This is a genomic window from Embleya sp. NPDC050493 (assembly GCF_044458105.1).
Taxonomy (GTDB): Bacteria; Actinomycetota; Actinomycetes; order Streptomycetales; family Streptomycetaceae; genus Embleya.
Genome location: NZ_JBITHP010000003.1, coordinates 453,638 through 471,718, shown reverse-complemented (window position 1 = coordinate 471,718; position 18,081 = coordinate 453,638). Strand labels below are relative to the sequence as shown.

Below are 18,081 nucleotides of genomic sequence, written 5' to 3'. Positions count from 1 at the left end.
TCAGGGCAGGATCGCGTCCACGTAGCCGCCGTCCACTCGCAATGCGCCGCCCGTCGTGGCGGAGGCGAAGGTCGAGCTGAGGTACACCACCATGTGGGCGATCTCCTCGGGTTCGATCAACCGCTGGATCAGCGATTGCGGTCGGTGCAGCCGCATGAACTCGCGCTGCGCCTGCGCCCACGGCAGCGAGGGGTCCACCAATTCGTAGACGAAGTCCTCGACCCCGCCGGTGTGGGTCGGCCCGGCGAGCACCGAGTTGACCGTCACCCCACTGCCCGCCGCCTCCTTGGCGAAGCCGCGCGAGACCGCGAGCAGCGCTGTCTTGGACACCCCGTACTGGATCATCTCGGCCGGGGTGACCACCGCCGAATCGCTCGCGATGTTCTGGATCCGCCCCCAGCCGCGCTCGCGCATCCCGGGCAGATAGGCGCGGATCATCCGCACCGCGGTGAGCACGTTCACCTCGAAGTACCGCCGCCACTCGGCGTCGTCGATCTCCAGCGCGGGCCGGGTCCCGAAGATCCCGAGATTGTTCACCAGGATGTCCACCTGCGGCATCGCCGCCCACACCCGCGCGGCGCCCTCGTCGGCGGCGATGTCGCCGGGAGCCGCGAGGAGTTGCGCCTCCGGCAGCTCGCCGCGCATGCGCTCGATCGCGGCCTCGACGGAGTCCGGGGTGCGCCCGTTCACCGCGACCCGGGCTCCGGCCCGGGCCAAGCCCATCGCGATCGCCGCCCCGATGCCCTGGGTCGACCCGGTGACCAGGGCGGACTTCCCGGCGAGATCGATCAGCACGCTGCGAACCCTTCGTCCGACCAACACTCCGCGGGTGTCCAGTAGATCATCCGGACGACCCGATTCCGGCCCGCGACGGGCCGATCCGCACGAGCGGTTTCATTCGTCCCGATCGCCTCGCGCCTGCTTCCGGGACCCGGCGTGCCGTGGACCGGGTGCCGTCGCCGACCGTCCGGGTCGGTCGAACGCCGGGATCACCTCGGCCCCGAACAGCCGGATCATCGAAGCCAGTTCGTCGAAGGAGCCGCGCGTGGACACCGGGCTCGCGCCCGCCGGAAGACCCGCGCCGAAGGCGGCGTGCACATGGTCGCTGCCGGTGAGGTCCCGGTAGCGGGCGATCTGGGCGATCACGTCCTCGGGACCGCCCCACAGCAGGCGGTCGTGCGCGATCTCCTCGGCGGGTACGTGCTCGCCCGCGTCCAGGCGGCGGAACAGGTCCCGCTCGCCGGCGTCCTCGGCCGACTCGCGCCAGTGCTCCAGCAGGCCGCCGACGTACCCGGGCAGCACGTCCTCGGCCACCGTGCGCCGGTCCTTGCCCAGCCACGCGTAGCGGCGCAGCACCCAGTCCGGACGTTTGGCGTGCGTGGCGCAGGCCGCCCGGTAGACCGCCAGGCAGGACCGGGCCCGGGCCAACGACTGCACCGGGCCGCACAACCACGCGTCGCCCAGCCGCGCGGCGCGCTCGACGGCGGCGTCGGCGACGCCCGCCACCCACAGCGGGATGTTCTCCTGGACCGGGCGCGGATGCACGGTCAGTTCGGGGAAGGTGTGGAAGCGGCCCCGATAGCCGACGTTCTCCCGGGTCCAGAGCAATCGCAGGATCTCCAGCGCCTCCTCCATCCGCGCGCCCCGGGTACGGAAGTCGGATCCGTGCGCGGTGTACTCCAGCGGCCACCAGCCCAGCCCGACACCGAGGGTGACCCGGCCGCCGGAGATCTCGTCGATCGTGGCGACCTGTTCGGCGACCCGCACCGGATGGTGCACCGGGAGCTGGAAGATGCCGGTCCCCAACCGCAACGTCTCGGTGCGCGCGGCGACGGCCGCGAGCAGGGTGAGCGGATCGCTCATGTTGCCCGGCATGAAGTGGTGGTGGCCGACGGTGACGGTGTCGAACCCCGCCTCCTCGGCGATCCGGGCGAGCGCGAACGTGCGGTGGTACGGCTGCGCGTTGCCCGGATCCCGAAGCACGGGCAGCGACATGGAGAACCTCATGCGGCCGGAAGCTAGCAGCGTCCTCGCAAGCTCTCCAGGGCCGTGCTCCGCCCACGGACGGATCGGAAGCCGGGCCGTGCGGACCGAGTCGTGCGGACCGAGTCGTGCGAACCGGGCCGGGAACCCGGGTCGTGCGAGTCGGGCGCGGCGGGCCGCCGGTCGCACGCGCGGTCGGCTCCCGGTCAGGCCCGGGCGCCCCCGGGCGGGCCCGACGAGCCCCCGCCCGGGCCGCGCGCATGCGTGGCGTGGCCGGGTGGGCTCGGCTCGCCGGTACGCTCGCTCGGCGGGGTCGGCAGTACGGGTGGCGGAGGCGAGGATGACGATGGACGAGCGGGTCGCGGTGGGTCTGGTCGGGGCCGGTCCATGGGCGAGTCAGGTGCATGCACCGGTCTTCGCGACCGGGCCGGAGACCCGGCTCACCGCGGTGTGGGCACGCCGTCCGGAGGCGGCCCGGGAACTCGCGGAGTCCTACGGGGCCCGGGCGTGTGCGGAGTTCGACGAGTTGCTCGACCGGTGCGAGGCGGTGGTCTTCGCGATCGCCCCCGAGGCGCAACCCGCGCTGGCCGAGCGGGCGGCCCGGGCGGGCAAGGCGGTGCTGCTGGAGAAACCGATCGCGGGCGACCTGGACACCGCCCGTCGGCTGGCCGACGTGATCGGCGCGGCCGGTGTCGGTTCGATGGTGGCGTTGAGCGCACGATATGCGCCGCGGGTACGGGACTTCCTGGCCCACCTGGCGAGTGCCGAGACGCCCTGGCGCGGCGGCCGACTGGCGTGCGTCACCGACGCGTTCCTCGACGGTCCGTTCGCGGCGTCGCCGTGGCGGCAGACCCGCGGGGCGATTCTCGACGTGGGGCCGCACGCGTTCGACCTGATGAGCGTCGCGCTGGGCGACATCGTGGACATGCGGGCCGATTCACCGGGTGCCGGCTGGACGGCGGTGCAACTGGTGCACGCCGGCGGCGCGGTGTCCCAACTGGTGCTGTGCTGCACCGCCGTGGCCGGCCACCGCTACGACGTGGAGATGTACGGGTCGGCCGGGGCCACCGAGCTGAACCTGTCCACCGCGATCGACGGGGCCGCGTTCGCGGTGCTGCGCGCGGAGTTCGCGAGCCTGGTGCGCGACGGGGGCGAGCACGTGTGCGACGTGCACCGCGGGCTGTATCTCCAGGAGGTCATCGCCCGCGCCGAACAACAACTCGTCGCGGCACGCTGAACCGCGCGCCGCGACGATCACGTGTGCCGGCTCAGGCCGTCGGCTTCCGGGCGATGCCACCGGCCATCAGCTTCTGGCCGACGGTCAGCGGCTCCTCGACCGGCTCCTCCGGCCGCCACTGCGGCAGGAACACCACGCCCGGCTCGACCGGTTCGAGACCTTCGAAGTAGGCCGAGATCTCCTCGATGGTGCGGAAGCGCCCCGAACCCAGGTCGGTGAGCAGCGCCTTCTCCAGCGCGACCGCGTCCGGGCTGGACGCGCAGAAGTGGGTGAGGAAGAGGAAACTGCCGGGCGGCAGCGCCTTCTTGTAGGCCTCGACGATCTGCTCCGGGCCCTCGTCGTCGTTGAGGTGGTGCACGACGCCCACCAGCATCAGCCCGATCGGCTGGTCGAAGTCGATCAACGCGCGCACGTCCGGGTGGGCCAGGATCTCGGCCGGCTCGCGCAGGTCGGCGGTGACCACCGTGGTCCGGTCGTTCTCCGCGAGCAGCGCCCGGCCGTGCGCGAGCACGATCGGGTCCTTGTCCACGTAGACCACGCGGGCCTCGGGCGAGTGGGCCTGGGCCACCTGGTGGGTGTTCTGCACGGTGGGCAGGCCGGAGCCCAGGTCGAGGAACTGCCGGATGCCCTGCTCGGCCATGTACCGGACGCCGCGCCCGAGGATCGCCCGGTTGTACCGGCCGACATCGCCGATCTCCGGAACGATCGCCAGCGAGGCCTCGGCTATCGCGCGGTCCACCGGATAGTTGTCCTTGCCGCCGAGCACGGCATCGTAGACCCGGGCGATGCTGGGCATGGAGATGTCGATGCCGACCGGTCGCCAGTCGTCGTCCGGCTCGACCGGAGCGTTGCCCGCCGTTTGCGAGTCGTCTGCCATGAGGCTCCAACCGTGGGTTGAGTGATCATCGGTTCCCGTTGGTGGTAAGCCTATTGGTGCCCGACCCGGTTTTGTTGCCCGGGGCAAGGATCAACCGCGGTGTTTCCGTCCGCGCGGCGGCGGCGAACTCCCGTGCCACGGGCGGACGTCCGTCCCGGACGCGGCCGTACTCGGGCGACGGCGGCCCGATTCAGCTCGAATCGGCCCGACCGTCACCGCCCCGATCGCCGTAGCGGCGCTCGAACTTGGCGATCTCGCCCTCGGGGTCCACCGGACGGGCATTGCCGGTGTAGAACGGATGGCTCTCCGAGGAGATCTCGACGTCGATCACCGGATAGGTGTTCCCGTCGTCCCATTCGATGGTCTGTTCGCTGACGGCGGTCGACTTGGTGAGGAAGGCGTATCCGGCAGACCGGTCCCGGAAGACGACCGGGCCGTACGCGGGGTGCTTGTCCTGCTTCATCGTTGCTCCCTTGTCGCTTTCCGGTGTGCCATCGGGCCCAACGCACGACGCGCCCGGGTTCTTCCGTCAGCCTCGCGAACAATCCGACGCCCCGCGAGAGCGGTGAGCCGAAAGGTGTACCCACCACCGCCGCCGACGCCGCGCGGGCCGCGGGACCTTCGCCCACCGGGTGCGCGGATCGGGGTCGCGGGCACCGAATCGGCCGCTGTGCTCGCCCGGCCCCGGGCGGGGTCCAATAATCGAGGGATGGACCACATCAGCCATTTCCGCCGCGAGGTTCGGGCGTTCGAGACCGCCGCGCGGCGGACCCTGGACGCCGCCGAGGCGCCCGTCGTGCCGTCCTGCCCGGAGTGGACGATGTCCGACCTGGTGGTGCACCTCGGCGGCGTGCACCGTTTCGTGACCCGGGTCGTCGTGGCCGGACTCGCCGAGCCGCCGCCCGTCACCGACATCTCCATCTACGCACTGCCCGAGGATCGCACCGGCTGGCCGGATCCGGGCGGCGCCACCCCCACCCCGGGCCCGTTGCCGGCCGGTCTGGTCGACTGGTTCGCCGCGGGGGCACGCGAGTTGGCCGAAGCGTTCGAGCGCACCCCGGCGGAGAGACCGGTCTGGACCTGGTCCGCCGAGCAGAGCGTCGGCTTCTGGCTGCGCATGCAAACCGTCGAGGCCGCGGTGCACCGCTGGGATGCCGAGCACACGCTCGGCACGGCGGTCCCGATCGATGCCGAACTCGCGGCGGACGCGATCACCCAGCACTTCGAGGTGATGGTCCCGGCCCGGCGCGACCGGCGGCAGGCACCACCCGGATCCGGCGAGCACCTGCGGTTCCGGCGGACCGACGGTCCGGGCGACTGGGCGGTGCGCTTCGTCGGCGACGAGGTCCGGTTCGGCCCGGCCGACGGACCGGGTGACGTCGAACTGGCCGGTACGGCATCGGACTTGGCCCTCTTCCTGTGGGGCCGCGTCCCGGCCGACCGACTCACCGTCACCGGCGACCCCGACACCGTCGACCGCTACCTCGCCCTGGTCCCGGCCGTGTAGACCCGCACCGGCCCGATCGCGGGCTCCGGGAACAGCGGTCGCGCACTTGCGCGACACCACGAAGCGACGGCTTCGGGGTGGGCCGTCAATCCGTCGGCGGGGTCGTGTCGGTGGAGGTGGCCGAGACTCTCGGGAAGGGGCGCGGGTAGTGCACGCCGAGATGGAAGCGGTCGGCGAGGACGTCCGCGAAGGCCGCCGCGATCCGGTACTCGCCGGCCTGGTTCGGGTGCAGGCCGTCCCCGGTGTGCTCGGCCGCGACGAATTCGGCATCGGTGGTGGCCACCACGATCGGCGACTCGTCGGTGTTCAGTTCGGCCGCGATGGCATCGATGCGGGCGTTGAAACTCGCCGCGCGGGCGGCGAACTCCGGGTCCGGGCCCGCCTGATGGGTGGGCAACACGTGGCCGAGCACGATCCGCAGGCGCGGGTTGCCCCGGCGGGCGTCGGTGATGAACGCGCGCAGGTCCGTCTCGAACCGGGTCGGATCCACCGTCGGCCGCAGGTCGTCGACCCCGAGCAGGATCAGCAGGTAGTCGGGCCGGTGCTCGGCCACCTCGGCCTCGATGTCGCCGAGCGGGTCCTTGGACCCGACCAGGTCGAGTCGCACGTCGTGGGCGCGCAGGTGCCGCCACAGTCGGTAGCGCCAGGTGCGGTCGCCGCTGCCGACGTGACCGATCGAGTCGCCGGCGATCATCACCGGGACCTCGTGTCTCGCGCCCGTCATCGTGCCTCCCGGGTCGATCCACCGGCCGTGTCCGGGCAGCGGTCCTGTCCACACGGTAGGTTCGCCGCGCGCCCGGCGCCGGCTCGGCTACCGCGAACGGGTGGTGCCGGGCCGGGCGCCGTCCGTCATTGCGACGCCTCGCGCAGCAGCGCCGGCAGCGGCCGGTGGTGCAGGATGTCCAACCGGGAGACCGCCCTGGTCAGCACCACGTACAGACGGCCCGCCCCGCGGGCCTCGGCGGCCACGATCGCGGCCGGCTCGACCACCACCACGTGGTCGTACTCCAGGCCCTTGGCCAGCGTCGCGGGCAGCACGGTCACCCGTACCGCGCCGGTGGGGTCCGGCGCGTCCGCCGTCGTGGTGGCGATGTCGGCGTCGGCCAGCGCGGCGCGCAGCGCCTGCGTACCCGCCTCGTCGGCGATCACCCCGATCGAGCCCGGTCGGCCCAGCGCGGCGCGCACCGCGGCAACCGCCGCGGCGATCGGGTCGGCCACCTCGCGAATGGTCAGCTCACCGTCCGCGCGCAACGATCGGGCCTCGGGTACGTCCACGTCCAGGCCGGCGAGCAGCCGGTTCGCCAGTGCGACGATCACCGCGGGCACCCGGAAGCCGACGGTCAGCGGCGCCACCTCGGCGTCGGGTCGGCCCAGGTGGGCGAGCAGCTCGGGCCAGGTGCGCGCGGACCACGGTGTGGTGCCCTGGGCCAGGTCGCCGAGCACGGTCACCGAGCCGGAGCCGATCCGCCGACCCAGCGCGCGGCACTGCATCGGGGACAGGTCCTGGGCCTCGTCGACCACCATGTGGCCGTAGGTCGGTGGCCGTTCGATCAGGCCGCCGACCTCGTCGAGCAGGACCAGGTCGGCGGCCGTCCAGCGGGCGCTCCGCCACGAGCGCGGCGGCCGGGTCCACCGGATCGCCCGCTGTTCGTCGGCGGTGAGGATGCCGTCGGCCGCGGCGGCGAGCGCGTCCGGGTCGGTGAGCAGCTCGGCGAGGACCTGCTCGGGCCGGGCCGTGGGCCAACAGTGGTCGACGAAGCCGCCGACGGCCTTCGAGCGGCCCATCCGGCGCAGCCAATCGCCGGTCGGCGGGCCGGAGTTGCGTTCGGCCTGGCGTTGCAGCAGGGCCACCGCGCGGGCTCGGATCCGTTCTCGGCCGACCTGGTAGGGGGTGTCCTCGGCGTGGACCCCGTCGACGATCCGGGTCAGTTCGTCCAGGGCGATCCGGCGCCGGTAGGAGCCGTCGGGTACGGCGACGGGTTCCGTCGGGGCGGTGATCCGGGCGTAGAGCGCGCGGCGCAGCACGGTCGCCATCCGGGCATCGTGCTTGACCACCTCGGCCGCGGGTTCGTCCCGGGCCCGGATCGGGTGCCGGCCGACCTCGTCGTCGATGGTGGCCTGCCGGATGCCGGTCTCGCCGAGGGCGGGCAGCACCTCGGAGATGTAGTGCAGGAAGGCCCGGTTGGGGCCGACGATCAGCAGGCCGGCGCGTTGGATGCGGTGCGGGTAGGTGTAGAGGAGGTAGGCCGCGCGGTGCAGGCCGACGGCGGTCTTGCCGGTGCCCGGGGCGCCCTGTACGCAGATCGAGGCGGTCGGGTCGCGGCGGACCAGGTCGTCCTGTTCGGGCTGGATGGTGGCGACGATGTCGCGCATCGGGCCGACCCGGGGCCGGCCGAGTTCGCCGGCCAGGATCGCCCCGGGGCCGTCGGCGTCGGCCGCGTCCGGCGCGGGGTGGCCGGCGAGGTGCTCGTCCTCCAGGCCGGTGAGGTCCTCGGCGGCGCCGGTGCTCCACGGTGCCCAGCCGAACCGGCGGCGGATCGCGACGCCCTGTGGGTCGCGGGTACTGGCGCGGTAGAAGGCGCGGGAGATCGGTGCGCGCCAGTCGACCACGAGCGGCGGCACGGCCGGATCGGTGCCGATCCGACGCCGACCGATGTGGTAGCAGCCGCCCCGGTGCTCGCCGGCCGCCGCCGTACCGGCAAAGTCCAGGCGGCCGAAGAACAGTGGTGTGTCCGGGAGTTCGTGCATTTCGCGGGCGCGACTGCGCAGCGTGTAGCCGAGCGCCTCGGCGTCCGCGCCGGACGCGGAGACGTCGGCGCCGGTGCGCACGTGTTCGGCGGAGCCCGCGACCATCGCGGCCATCGCCTCGCGGCAGACCTCGTGGTAGGCGCGCTCCCGGCCGAGTTCGGCATCGAGTGGCGTCATACCGGAAGGATAATGCAACTCGGTTAAAAACGTTACCGAGTAACGTCCGAATAGCGGATCAACCCCTCCGCCAGCCGATCAAAGGCCCGCTCCGCCGTCACCCGGGCCACCGGATGCAGGGCCGCCGCCCGCTCGCCCGCCGCGATCCGCCGCCAGTTCTCCCGGGCCAGGATCCGTTGCACCGCGACGATCTGGCCGGCCGCCAACCGGGCCTGCATGCCGTCCGCGTCCTCGGCCGCGTCCGTCTCGGAGACCGAGGCGCCCAGCGCGGCGGCCAGCGCCTCCTCCGAACGTTCGGTGTACGCGTACAGCCGGGCCACCAGACTCGGGGTCCCGTACAGCAACCGATGGAAGGCCAGCACCTGCGGATGGTCGCAGAGCCCGGTCACCGGATCGTGCCGATCCAGTCCGGCCAGGAAGTGCAGGCGCAGCGCCGTCAGCGCCGAGACGCCCTCCGGCCGCCCGGCCACCACCCGACCGGCCTCGTCCTGATGGTCGGCGAACCGGTGCAGCACCAGGTCCTCCTTGGTCGGGAAGTACCGGAACAGCGTCGGCTTGGAGACCTCCGCGGCGTCCGCGACCTCGGCGACCGACACCCGGTCGAAGCCCCTCGCCAGGAACAACCCGATCGCGACATCGGAGATCGTCGCCGCCATCCGCAACCGCTTGCGCTCGCGCAACCCCATCTCACCGCTCATGCGCGGCACCCTACGCCGACCGACGGCGCCCACCGCCCGGGCGGGCGCGGGTACTAGGCCGCGTCCACGACGCCGATCTCGCGTGCCCGAAGGCCCGCCAGCACCACGTCCGCCACCGACCGCGATCCGCATCGGTCGATGTCCACCACGATCGTGTGCCGAGGATCGGCTTCGACCGCGATCGCGACATGGGCCTCCGCGATGCGCTCCAGCGCGCCACGGCGGGTCAGCCAGCCCCGGTCGTCGACGGAGAGCACCTGCTGCGCGGACAGCCGGTCGCGCAGCGTACGGGCCGCCGCGGTCAGGTGGACCGTGACCGTCGGCTCCTCCAGCACGGCCCGGTATTCGGCGACCTGGGCACTGAGCCGGCTCCCGTCGGCCCGATAGATCACCGCACCGTCGGCGGCGACGCCGGCCGCCCACGTGTGCACGATCACCGGCCCGGCCGAGCGCCGGCGCTTGACGAGCGCGTCGGCCCGCAGCAGCCCGGCCAGGCCGAGGCCGTATCCGGCGCGGGCGCCGAGGCGGATCGATTCGGCACGCCCGGCGATCGGGGTGCAGCCGAGCACGGCGCCGAGGGTGTCGGCGAGCGCGGCGCCGCCCGCGCCGGGCGGCCCCTCGATCGCGATGAACGTGTGGTGATCGGTGCGCCCGGCGGGAGCGGGCCCTGCGAGCGTGGTCGGGGTCATCGCGGTGTCCTGGTTCGCTGGGATGGCCGTCGGTCGCGGACGGACCCAGCGTGCGAGCACGTCGCCGGCCGTCGCCCCTCCACGGTGCCTGATCCCGGGATGCCCCCGCAGGATCGACCGGGCGAACATCAGGCAACCACGAGGGTACCCGTCAGCGCCGCCCGACATCGAACTCGCGCTGCGTACAGGCACATTGACCCTCGCACACCGTGCATTCCCGGACCATCCCGGCTCCGCCGCGCCCGAAGCGTGTCCGCGCACCCGCGCCGACGGCCGGCGCCCGCCCCGCCACGCTGATCCGCCGCCCATACGGACAAACCCGACGGTCCCTCGGTTAGGCTCCCCGGATGTCACAGCTTCCGACGGTCGCCGAGATCACCGCACTGCACAGGGCATACGCACCGACCCGAGCGGTCTTCGAGAAGGTGCACACACATTGCGTGATCGTCGGGCGGATCGCCGAGCAGTTGGCGACCGGACCCGGCGGCGCCGGCGCCGACCTCGACCTGGTCCGGGCCGGGTGCCTGCTGCACGACATCGGGGTCTACCGGCTCTACGACGAGGAGGGCCGGCTGGACGGCGCCAACTACGTGCGGCACGGGCTGCTCGGCGTGGAGATCCTGCGCAAGGAGGGCCTGCCCGAGTCGCTGCACCGGTTCTGCTCGTGCCACACCGGCGTCGGGCTGACCCGGCACGACGTGCTGAGCCGGCAGTTGCCGATCCCGGTGGACGACTACGTCGCCGAGTCGGCCGAGGAGCGCCTGGTGATGTACGCGGACAAGTTCCACAGCAAGTCGAACCCGCCGCGGTTCCTGCGCCCCGACACGTTCGCCGCGAAAATCCGGCGCTTCGGGGACGACAAGGTGGTCGCCTTCCAGGCCCTTGCCGAGGAGTTCGGTACGCCCGAACTCGAACCGCTCGCAGCCGAGTTCGGGCACCGCATCACCTGAGCGGCGGCGCTCCCGAACCGGTCGGCCGGTCGGGTGTCACATTCGCCGCCCGGCTCGTGTCAGCACTGTGACCGAAGCAGCGCAGCACGAGACCCCTGGCGAGCGACCATGACCACGCAGACCTCTCCCTCCGCCCCGGCGGATCGACCGGCCGACGCACCCTCTCCCGCGCCGCCGCCCACGCTCTTCGGGCGCTACGCCGCGTTCGTCGCCGGACGGCGCTCGAAGTGGGTGGTGCTGGTGTGCTGGCTGTTGCTGATCGGCGTCGGCGGGTCGTTGGCCGCCAAGCTCGGTTCGGTGCAGAACAACGAGCAGCAGACCTGGTTGCCGGCGGATTCCCAGGCCACCCGGGCGCTGGACATCGCCGACGAGCACTTCACGAACAAGGGCATCCTGACCGCGGTCGTGGTCTACACCCGCGATCGGGGACTCACCCCGGGCGACCTGGCCCGAATCGGCGAGGATCGCGGCCGCTTGCGCGAGCGACGGATGGCGGCGGCGGAGATTCCGGACGTCGTGGTGTCGCAGGACGGCAAGGCGGCCTACCTCACCGTGCCGTTGAAGGCCGACAAGAGCGACAACGCGGTGCTCGGCGACGCGGTCGAGGCCGTGCGCAAGCTCACCGGGGAGGGCGCACCCGCCGGACTCGACGTGCGGATCGCCGGTCAGGCGGGCAACCTCGCCGACTTCATCGATGTGTACTCCGGCATGGACGCGACGCTCCTGGGCACCACGTTGGCGATCGTGGCGCTGCTGTTGTTGATCACGTACCGCAGTCCGGTGTTGTGGCTGATCCCGCTGATCTCGGTGGCGTTGGCGAGTCAGGTCGCCTCCGGCGTGGTGTACCTGCTCGCCCGGTATGCGGGCCTGGTGGTCAACGGGCAGAGCTCGTACGTGCTGGTCGTGCTGGTCCTGGGGGTCGGCACCGACTATGCGCTGCTGCTGATCGCGCGCTATCGCGAGGAGTTGCACCGGCACCGGGACCGGCACGAGGCGATGGCGACGGCGCTGACCCGCTGCCTGCCCGCGATCGCCGCGTCCGCCGCGACGGTGGGCATCGCCACGCTGTGTCTGGTCTTCGGCAGCATGAACTCCACCCGCGGTCTGGGGCCGGTGGTGGCCATCGGCGTGGTGATCGTGTTCTGCGCGATGACCTCGCTGCTGCCCGCGTTCCTGGTCGTCCTGGGTCGCTGGGTGTTCTGGCCGTTGATCCCGCGCCACACGGTCGGGTACCAGGGCGTGGGTGTGGAGCGCGAACACGGCGCATGGGCCCGGGTCTCGCGCGCGGTGGGCCTGCGGCCCCGGCCGATCTGGATCGGCAGTGTGCTGGTGCTCGCGGCGCTGGCGTGCGGCGCGCTCACGCTGGGCAGCGGGCAGACCGCGGGTGAGCAGTTCACCGAGCGGGTCGACTCGGTGATCGGGCAGGAACGACTCGCCGAGCACTTCGCGGCCGGCTCGTCGGCTCCCGCGGACGTGTACGTACGCAGCGAGGGTGCCGCCGCGACGGTGCGCATGTTGCCGACCGTGCCGGGGGTGAGCTCGGCGACCGAGGTGGCGAGCGCCGGCGGATGGACGCACATCGCGGCGGTGTTGCGGGACAGTCCCGACACCGGCGCCGCCCGGGACACCATCGAGCGGATCCGCGCGACGCTGCGCTCGGGACCGGCGCAGACCCGCTCGGCACTGGTCGCCGGGCAGAGTGCGGTCGCGTTGGACACCTCGCAGGCGCAGGGCGAGGAGGAGAAGCTGCTGATCCCGCTGATCCTCGCGGTGGTCCTGCTGATGCTCGTGGTGCTGCTGCGCGCACTGGTCGCGCCGGTCGTGCTGCTGCTGTCGGTGGTGCTCTCGTTCGGTTCGGCGGTGGGTGCCGCGGCGCTGATCTATCACGCGCTGGGCCACCCGCGGATCGACCGTGGGCTGCTGCTGTTCGGCTTCCTGTTCCTGGTCGCCCTGGGCGTGGACTACACGATCTTCCTGATGACCCGGGCCAGGGAGGAGGTCCGGGTGCGTGGGCACCGCGAGGGCGTGCTCACCGGGTTGACCGTGACCGGCGGCGTGATCACCTCGGCGGGCCTGGTGCTGGCGGCCACGTTCGCCGCGCTCACCGTGATCCCGACGGTGAATTCGCTCCAGCAGGGCGTGTTGGTCGCGGTGGGCGTGCTCCTGGACACCTTCCTGGTCCGCAGCCTGCTCATTCCGGCGCTGGCGCTGGAGATCGGCCCCCGGTTCTGGCGACCGGGACGTGCGAAAGACTGAGCCGTCGCAGGCCGACCTGCGCAACGTCGATCATCCGAGCGAGCCGATCCGGAGGCAGCGTCACCATGACCTCACCGCCATCCCCTCCCCGCACCGCCGAGCAGCGCAAGCAGGACACCCTCGATCGGCTCGAACACGACGTGGACGCGTGGGTGGCCACCGCCGACGCGAGGACCGGGACGCCGTACCTGGTGCCACTGTCCTTCCTGTGGGACGGCGACACGCTGCTGATCGCGACCGCCTCGGCGAGCCCGACCGCCCGCAACCTGCCGGCGGGCGGCACGCTGCGGCTCGGGATCGGACCGACCCGCGACGTGGTCATGATCGAGGCCACCGCCGAACCTCTCACGCCGGCCGAGATCCCCGGTGACACGGCCGACGCCTTCGCCGCGAAGACCGGCTTCGACCCGCGGAAACTCACCACCTCCTACCACTACTTCCGCATCCGCCCGAAACTGGTGCAGAGCTGGCGCGAGGCGAACGAACTCGCGGGTCGCGAGGTGTTCCGCGACGGCGCCTGGCTGGTTCCGTAGCGCGAACGCGCCGCGACGTGCCGGGTTGACCGGCCCGCCGCCGGTCTCTCGTGGGTGCCGGCGGCGGGGGTCGTCGGGGGCTCGGCTGCCGGGGGACGGCGGCAGCCGAGCGGCTCAGCTACCGAAGTAGTTGTCGAAGTTGCGGGAGAATTCGAGGTTGTTGAAGCGGTCCCAGTTGATCGACCAGGTCATCAGTCCGCGCAGGTTCGGTCGCACGCCGTGGGGTGTGTAGCCGCCGCAGTTGCTGCCCTTGGTCAGGCAGTCGAGGGCCTTGTTCACCTCGGTGGTGGACACCCAGCCGTTGCCCGCCTGCACCGAGGCCGGCATGCCGATCGCGACCTGGTCGGGTCGCAGCGCCGGGAACACGTTGTTCGTGTTGCCCGCGACCGGGAAGCCGGTGAGCAGCATGTCCGTCATCGCGATGTGGAAGTCGGCCCCGCCCATGCTGTGGTACTGGTTGTCCAGGCCCATGATCGAGCCGGAGTTGTAGTCCTGGACGTGCAGCAGGGTCAGGTCGTCGCGCAACGCGTAGATGACCGGGAGGTAGGAGCCGCACCGCGGGTCCTGGCCGCCCCACTGGCCGGAGCCGTAGTACTGGTAGCCCATCTGCACGAAGAACGTCTCCGGCGCCATGGTGAGCACGAACCGGCTGCCGTACTTGGCCTTGAGCGTCCGGACCGCCGAGATCAGGTTGACGATCACCGGCGTGGTCGGGTTCTTGAAGTCGGTGTCGCCGGCGTTCAGCGACAACGAGTGGCCCTCGAAGTCGATGTCCAGGCCGTCGAGTCCGTACTCGTCGATGATCCCGCCGACCGATTGCACGAACTTGTCCCGGGCGGCGGTCGTGGACAGTTGCACCTGGCCGTTCTGCCCGCCGATCGAGATCAGCACCTTCTTGCCCGCCGCCTGCTTGGCCCGGATGGCGGCCTTGAAGTCGGCGTCGCTCTCCACGCTCGGGCACTCGGCGACCGGGCAGCGCACGAACCGGATGTCGCCGGAGGTGACCGAGGTGGGCTCGCCGAAGGACAGGTTGATCACGTCCCAACTCGCGGGCACGTCGGCCATCCTGGTGTAGCCCGCGCCGTTGGCGAAGCTCGCGTGCAGGTAGCCGACCAGGGCGTGCGCGGGCAGTTGGCCGCCGCCTCCGCCGTCGGTGGCGGTGGTGGCGGTGACGGCCGCCGACTTGGCCGACTCGCCGGCCGAGTTGCTCGCGCTGACCTGGAAGCTGTACGCCGTGGCCGGGCTCAGTCCGGTCACCGTGGCGCTCGGACCGGTCGCCGATTGCGCCAACGTGCCGTTGCGGTAGACGTTGTAGCCGGTCGCGCCGGGGACCGCGGTCCAGGTCAGCGGCACGGCCGTGGTGGTCGGGGTGCCGGCGGCGAGGCCGGTGGGGGTGGCCGGGATCTGGGTGCCGCCGCCGGTGGTGGTCGCGGTGACCGTCGCCGACCTGGCCGACTCGCCGGCCGAATTGCTCGCGCTGACCTGGAAGTTGTAGGCGGTGTTCGCGGTCAACCCGGTGACGTTCGCGCTCGTCCCGGTGACCGACTGTACCTTCGTGCCGTTCTGGTACACGTTGTAGCCGGTCGCACCGGGCACGGCGGTCCACGACAGCGGCACACTCGACGAGGTCGGCGCACCGGCTGCCAGGCCGGTGGGCACCGCCGGGATCTGGGTGCCGCCGCCGGGACCGGTCAGCGACAGGTCGTCGGCGTAGTAGGCGCCCGTGCCGTACCAGCCGTGTGTGTACAGGGTCACCGACGTGGTGTTCGCGCCGGTGCGGAACGTGGTGGTCAGGCGGGTCCAGTCCGGTGCGGAGCCGGTCCATGTGGACGGGTCGGTGGTGCCGGTGCCGGTCGCGCCGAGGTAGACGTAACTGCCGCGCACCCAGCCGGAGATCACGTAGTCGGAGGAGGGCTGCACGGTCACGGTCTGCGCGCAGCGCGCGTTGTCGCTGCCGGCCGGGGTCGCCTTCAGGGCCGAAGTCCCGGCGTGTACGGGGGTACTGACGGTCGATCCGCTGCCGGCGCCGCAGGTCCAGCCGGTCAGGCCGGATTCGAAGCCGCCGTTCTGGACGAGTTCGGCGGCGTCCACCGCGTCGGCGGTGCCGCCCGCCGCGGTGAGCATGGCGGCGGTCAACAGGGCGGTGCTTGCCGCGGCGACGAGGGGGCGCAGCCGCTTGGGGGGACGAACGCTGGTGGATCCGAACATGGGATTCCTCGCGTGGTCGGGACGGAACGGAGCGGGACGCCCGGGCCGGTCGCGTGGTCCGGCCCGGGCGCTGTGCGCTGAGTGCTGAGTGCTGAGTGCTGAGTGCTGAGTGCTGAGTGCTGAGTGCTGAGTGCTACGGGAGCGTGTCGAGGTGCGGGCCGACCGTGTTGGAGAACTGGTTGCCGTTCAGGGCGTCCCAGTTGGTCGACCAGGTCATCGCGCCGCGCAGACCCGGGTAGGTCTTGCTCGGCTTGAACGTCCCGCAGCCGGTGCCCTTGGCGAGGCAGTCGAGCGCGTTGTTGACCACGCTCGGCGAGACGTAGCCGGAGCCGGCGCCGCGCGGGGAGGCGGGGAGGCCGAGGCCGACCTGCGAGGGGGCCAGGCCGCCTTCGAGTTGGATGCAGGCGAGGCCGGTCATGAAGTCGACCGTGCCCTGGCTGTACACCTTGCCGTCACAGCCGAGCATCGCGCCGCTGTTGTAGTACTGGGTGTTGACGACGGTCAGGATGTCCTTGATCGCCAGCGCGGTCTTGAAGTACTCGGTGCCGGTGGACTGCATGTCCAGCGTCTGCGGCGCCATGGTGATCACCAGGCCGGGGCCGACCTTGCCGGACAACGAACGCAGCGCCTGGGACATGTAGGTGGAGTTGATGCCGTTTTCCAGGTCGATGTCCACGCCGTCGAAGCCGTAGTTCTGGATCAGCGTGTACAGCGTGTTCGCGAAGTTGGTCGCCGAGGAGGAGCTGTTGACCGAGACGGTGCCCTTCTCGCCGCCGACCGAGATGATCACCTTCTTGCCGGCCGCCTTCTTGGCCGCGATGTCGGCCTTGAACGCCGCCTCGGAGTAGTTCAGCGCCGGGTCCAGGGTGAACGAGACGCCGCCCGGGGTGCCGGTGGCATCGGCGAACGAGACGGCGATGATGTCGTATTCGGCGGGCACCTGGGCGATGGTCTGGATGGTGGCGCCGTTGTTGAAGTTCTGCCAGTAGCCGGTGAGCACGTGCTTGGGCAGTTGGCCGCCGCCCCCGCCGCCGGTGGTGGTCGCGGTCACCGCGGCCGACTTGGCCGACTCGCCGGCCGAGTTGGTGGCGCTGACCTGGAAGCTGTAGGCGGTGTTCGCGGTCAGACCGGTGGCGGTCGCGCTCGTCCCGGTGACCGACTGCACCTTCGTGCCGTTCTGGTACACGTTGTAACCGGTCGCGCCCGAAACCGGGTTCCACGACAGCGGCACGCTCGACGACGTCGGCGCACCGGCGGCCAGACCGGTCGGGGTGGCCGGTATCTGGGTGCCGCCGCCGGTCGTGGTGGCGGTGACCGTCGCCGACCTGGCCGACTCGCCCGCCGAGTTCGTCGCGGTGACCTGGAAGTCGTACGCCGTGTTCGCGGTCAGACCGGTGACGTTCGCGCTCGTCCCGCTGACCGACTGCACCTTCGTGCCGTTCTGGTACACGTTGTAACCGGTCGCACCGGGCACGGAACTCCACGACAGCGGCACGCTCGTGGCGGTCGGCGCACCGGCGGCCAGACCGGTGGGGGTGGCCGGTATCTGGGTGCTGCCGCCGGGGCCGGCGAGGGTGATGTCGTCCGCGAAGTAGGCGGGTTGGCCGTACCAGCCGTGCGTGTAGACGGTGACCGAGGTGGTCGAGGGGCCGGTACGGAACGTGGTGGTGAGTTGCTGATACGTTCCGGCACCCGGTGTCCAGGTGGACGGGTCGGTGGTGCCGGTGCCGGTGGCGCCCAGGTAGACGTAGCTGCCCTGGACCCAGGCGCTCAGGGTGTAGGCGGAGTTCGGCAGCACCGTGACGGTCTGTGTGCATCGAGCGTTGTCGGCACCCGCCGGGGTGGCCTTGAGCGCGCCGGTGCCGGCATGCGTCGGGGTGCTCACCGCGGCGCCGGAACCGGCGGAACAGAACCAGCCGGAAAGGCCGTCCTCGAAGCCCGGGTTGCTCATCAGGTTGTCCGCGGCCTGCGCGCTGCCCGCGACGGCGACGGTCAGACCGGCGCCGGCCAGGGTGAGCGCCGCGAGTGCGGCCAGGGTGGGGTGCCCGCGGCGAGGGGACTTCGCCTGCGGAACATGCGAAACGCGTGCCACTACTGCCTCCGTGCGTGGAGAAGCGATGTGGGTGGACGTGGTACCGCCGCATGCGCGACAGCCCGCCCTGCGCGCATATTGGTCTAGGCCAAAGTGGTCCAGACCAATAGAGCGTGTCAAGGTTTT

15 protein-coding genes are annotated in these 18,081 nt (G+C 71.8%); 5 read left to right on the top strand and 10 right to left on the bottom strand.

From position 1 onward, the window contains the following. Both ACIBM5_RS08860 and ACIBM5_RS08855 read right to left on the bottom strand, forming a co-directional pair. Positions 1 to 795, bottom strand: coding sequence for an SDR family NAD(P)-dependent oxidoreductase (locus ACIBM5_RS08860; RefSeq protein ID WP_396006126.1), 795 nt, complete (start codon positions 793 to 795; stop codon positions 1 to 3). Positions 796 to 894: 99 nt separating this feature from the next. Beyond that, positions 895 to 2,007 (bottom strand): LLM class flavin-dependent oxidoreductase, encoded by a 1,113-nt coding sequence (locus ACIBM5_RS08855; RefSeq protein WP_396006125.1) that lies wholly within the window; start codon positions 2,005 to 2,007, stop codon positions 895 to 897. Positions 2,008 to 2,323: 316 nt separating this feature from the next. On the opposite strand from ACIBM5_RS08855, the gene ACIBM5_RS08850 reads away from it, so the two are divergent. Next, positions 2,324 to 3,220 (top strand): Gfo/Idh/MocA family protein, encoded by an 897-nt coding sequence (locus tag ACIBM5_RS08850; RefSeq protein WP_396006124.1) that lies wholly within the window; start codon positions 2,324 to 2,326, stop codon positions 3,218 to 3,220. Between the two features lie 31 nt (positions 3,221 to 3,251). On the opposite strand, the gene ACIBM5_RS08845 is transcribed toward ACIBM5_RS08850, so the two are convergent. After that, on the bottom strand, positions 3,252 to 4,097 hold the full coding sequence (locus ACIBM5_RS08845; RefSeq protein WP_391584032.1) for an SAM-dependent methyltransferase: 846 nt from the start codon (positions 4,095 to 4,097) through the stop codon (positions 3,252 to 3,254). 190 nt (positions 4,098 to 4,287) lie between these two features. Then, entirely contained in the window at positions 4,288 to 4,560 is a 273-nt protein-coding gene (locus tag ACIBM5_RS08840) for a type B 50S ribosomal protein L31 (RefSeq protein WP_391584033.1), read from the bottom strand. Between the two features lie 246 nt (positions 4,561 to 4,806). Here ACIBM5_RS08840 and ACIBM5_RS08835 point away from each other — a divergent pair, with 246 nt between their 5' ends. Continuing rightward, entirely contained in the window at positions 4,807 to 5,604 is a 798-nt protein-coding gene (locus ACIBM5_RS08835) for a maleylpyruvate isomerase family mycothiol-dependent enzyme (protein WP_396006123.1), read from the top strand. A gap of 85 nt (positions 5,605 to 5,689) precedes the next feature. Here ACIBM5_RS08835 and ACIBM5_RS08830 read toward each other — a convergent pair whose 3' ends face one another. The 4 genes from ACIBM5_RS08830 to ACIBM5_RS08815 form a co-directional block, all read right to left on the bottom strand. After that, positions 5,690 to 6,328 carry an SGNH/GDSL hydrolase family protein gene (locus ACIBM5_RS08830; RefSeq protein ID WP_396006122.1) on the bottom strand — a complete coding sequence of 213 codons (639 nt, stop codon included), beginning with the start codon at positions 6,326 to 6,328 and terminating at the stop codon, positions 5,690 to 5,692. Positions 6,329 to 6,453: 125 nt separating this feature from the next. Then, on the bottom strand, positions 6,454 to 8,529 hold the full coding sequence (locus tag ACIBM5_RS08825; RefSeq protein ID WP_396006121.1) for a HelD family protein: 2,076 nt from the start codon (positions 8,527 to 8,529) through the stop codon (positions 6,454 to 6,456). Between the two features lie 32 nt (positions 8,530 to 8,561). Further along, positions 8,562 to 9,227: a TetR family transcriptional regulator gene (locus tag ACIBM5_RS08820; protein WP_396006120.1), complete on the bottom strand. Its 666-nt coding sequence runs from the start codon at positions 9,225 to 9,227 to the stop codon at positions 8,562 to 8,564. A gap of 53 nt (positions 9,228 to 9,280) precedes the next feature. Continuing rightward, positions 9,281 to 9,916, bottom strand: a complete 636-nt coding sequence (locus ACIBM5_RS08815; protein ID WP_396006119.1) for a hypothetical protein — start codon at positions 9,914 to 9,916, stop codon at positions 9,281 to 9,283. 347 nt (positions 9,917 to 10,263) lie between these two features. Here ACIBM5_RS08815 and ACIBM5_RS08810 point away from each other — a divergent pair, with 347 nt between their 5' ends. The 3 genes from ACIBM5_RS08810 to ACIBM5_RS08800 all read left to right on the top strand — a co-directional run bounded on the left by ACIBM5_RS08810 (position 10,264) and on the right by ACIBM5_RS08800 (position 13,655). Then, positions 10,264 to 10,866 carry an HDIG domain-containing metalloprotein gene (locus ACIBM5_RS08810; protein ID WP_396006118.1) on the top strand — a complete coding sequence of 201 codons (603 nt, stop codon included), beginning with the start codon at positions 10,264 to 10,266 and terminating at the stop codon, positions 10,864 to 10,866. A 108-nt stretch (positions 10,867 to 10,974) separates the two neighbouring features. Further along, entirely contained in the window at positions 10,975 to 13,122 is a 2,148-nt protein-coding gene (locus ACIBM5_RS08805; RefSeq protein ID WP_396006117.1) for an MMPL family transporter, read from the top strand. Between the two features lie 65 nt (positions 13,123 to 13,187). Beyond that, the gene (locus tag ACIBM5_RS08800) at positions 13,188 to 13,655 is read left to right on the top strand and encodes a pyridoxamine 5'-phosphate oxidase family protein (RefSeq protein ID WP_396006116.1); all 468 of its coding nucleotides are present in this window, start codon (positions 13,188 to 13,190) and stop codon (positions 13,653 to 13,655) included. Positions 13,656 to 13,769: 114 nt separating this feature from the next. On the opposite strand, the gene ACIBM5_RS08795 is transcribed toward ACIBM5_RS08800, so the two are convergent. Together ACIBM5_RS08795 and ACIBM5_RS08790 are read right to left on the bottom strand one after the other, a co-directional pair. Next, complete coding sequence (locus ACIBM5_RS08795; RefSeq protein ID WP_396006115.1) at positions 13,770 to 15,863, bottom strand: fibronectin type III domain-containing protein; 2,094 nt, start codon at positions 15,861 to 15,863, stop codon at positions 13,770 to 13,772. A gap of 133 nt (positions 15,864 to 15,996) precedes the next feature. After that, positions 15,997 to 17,955, bottom strand: coding sequence for a fibronectin type III domain-containing protein (locus ACIBM5_RS08790; RefSeq protein WP_396006114.1), 1,959 nt, complete (start codon positions 17,953 to 17,955; stop codon positions 15,997 to 15,999). Positions 17,956 to 18,081: the final 126 nt, after the last annotated feature.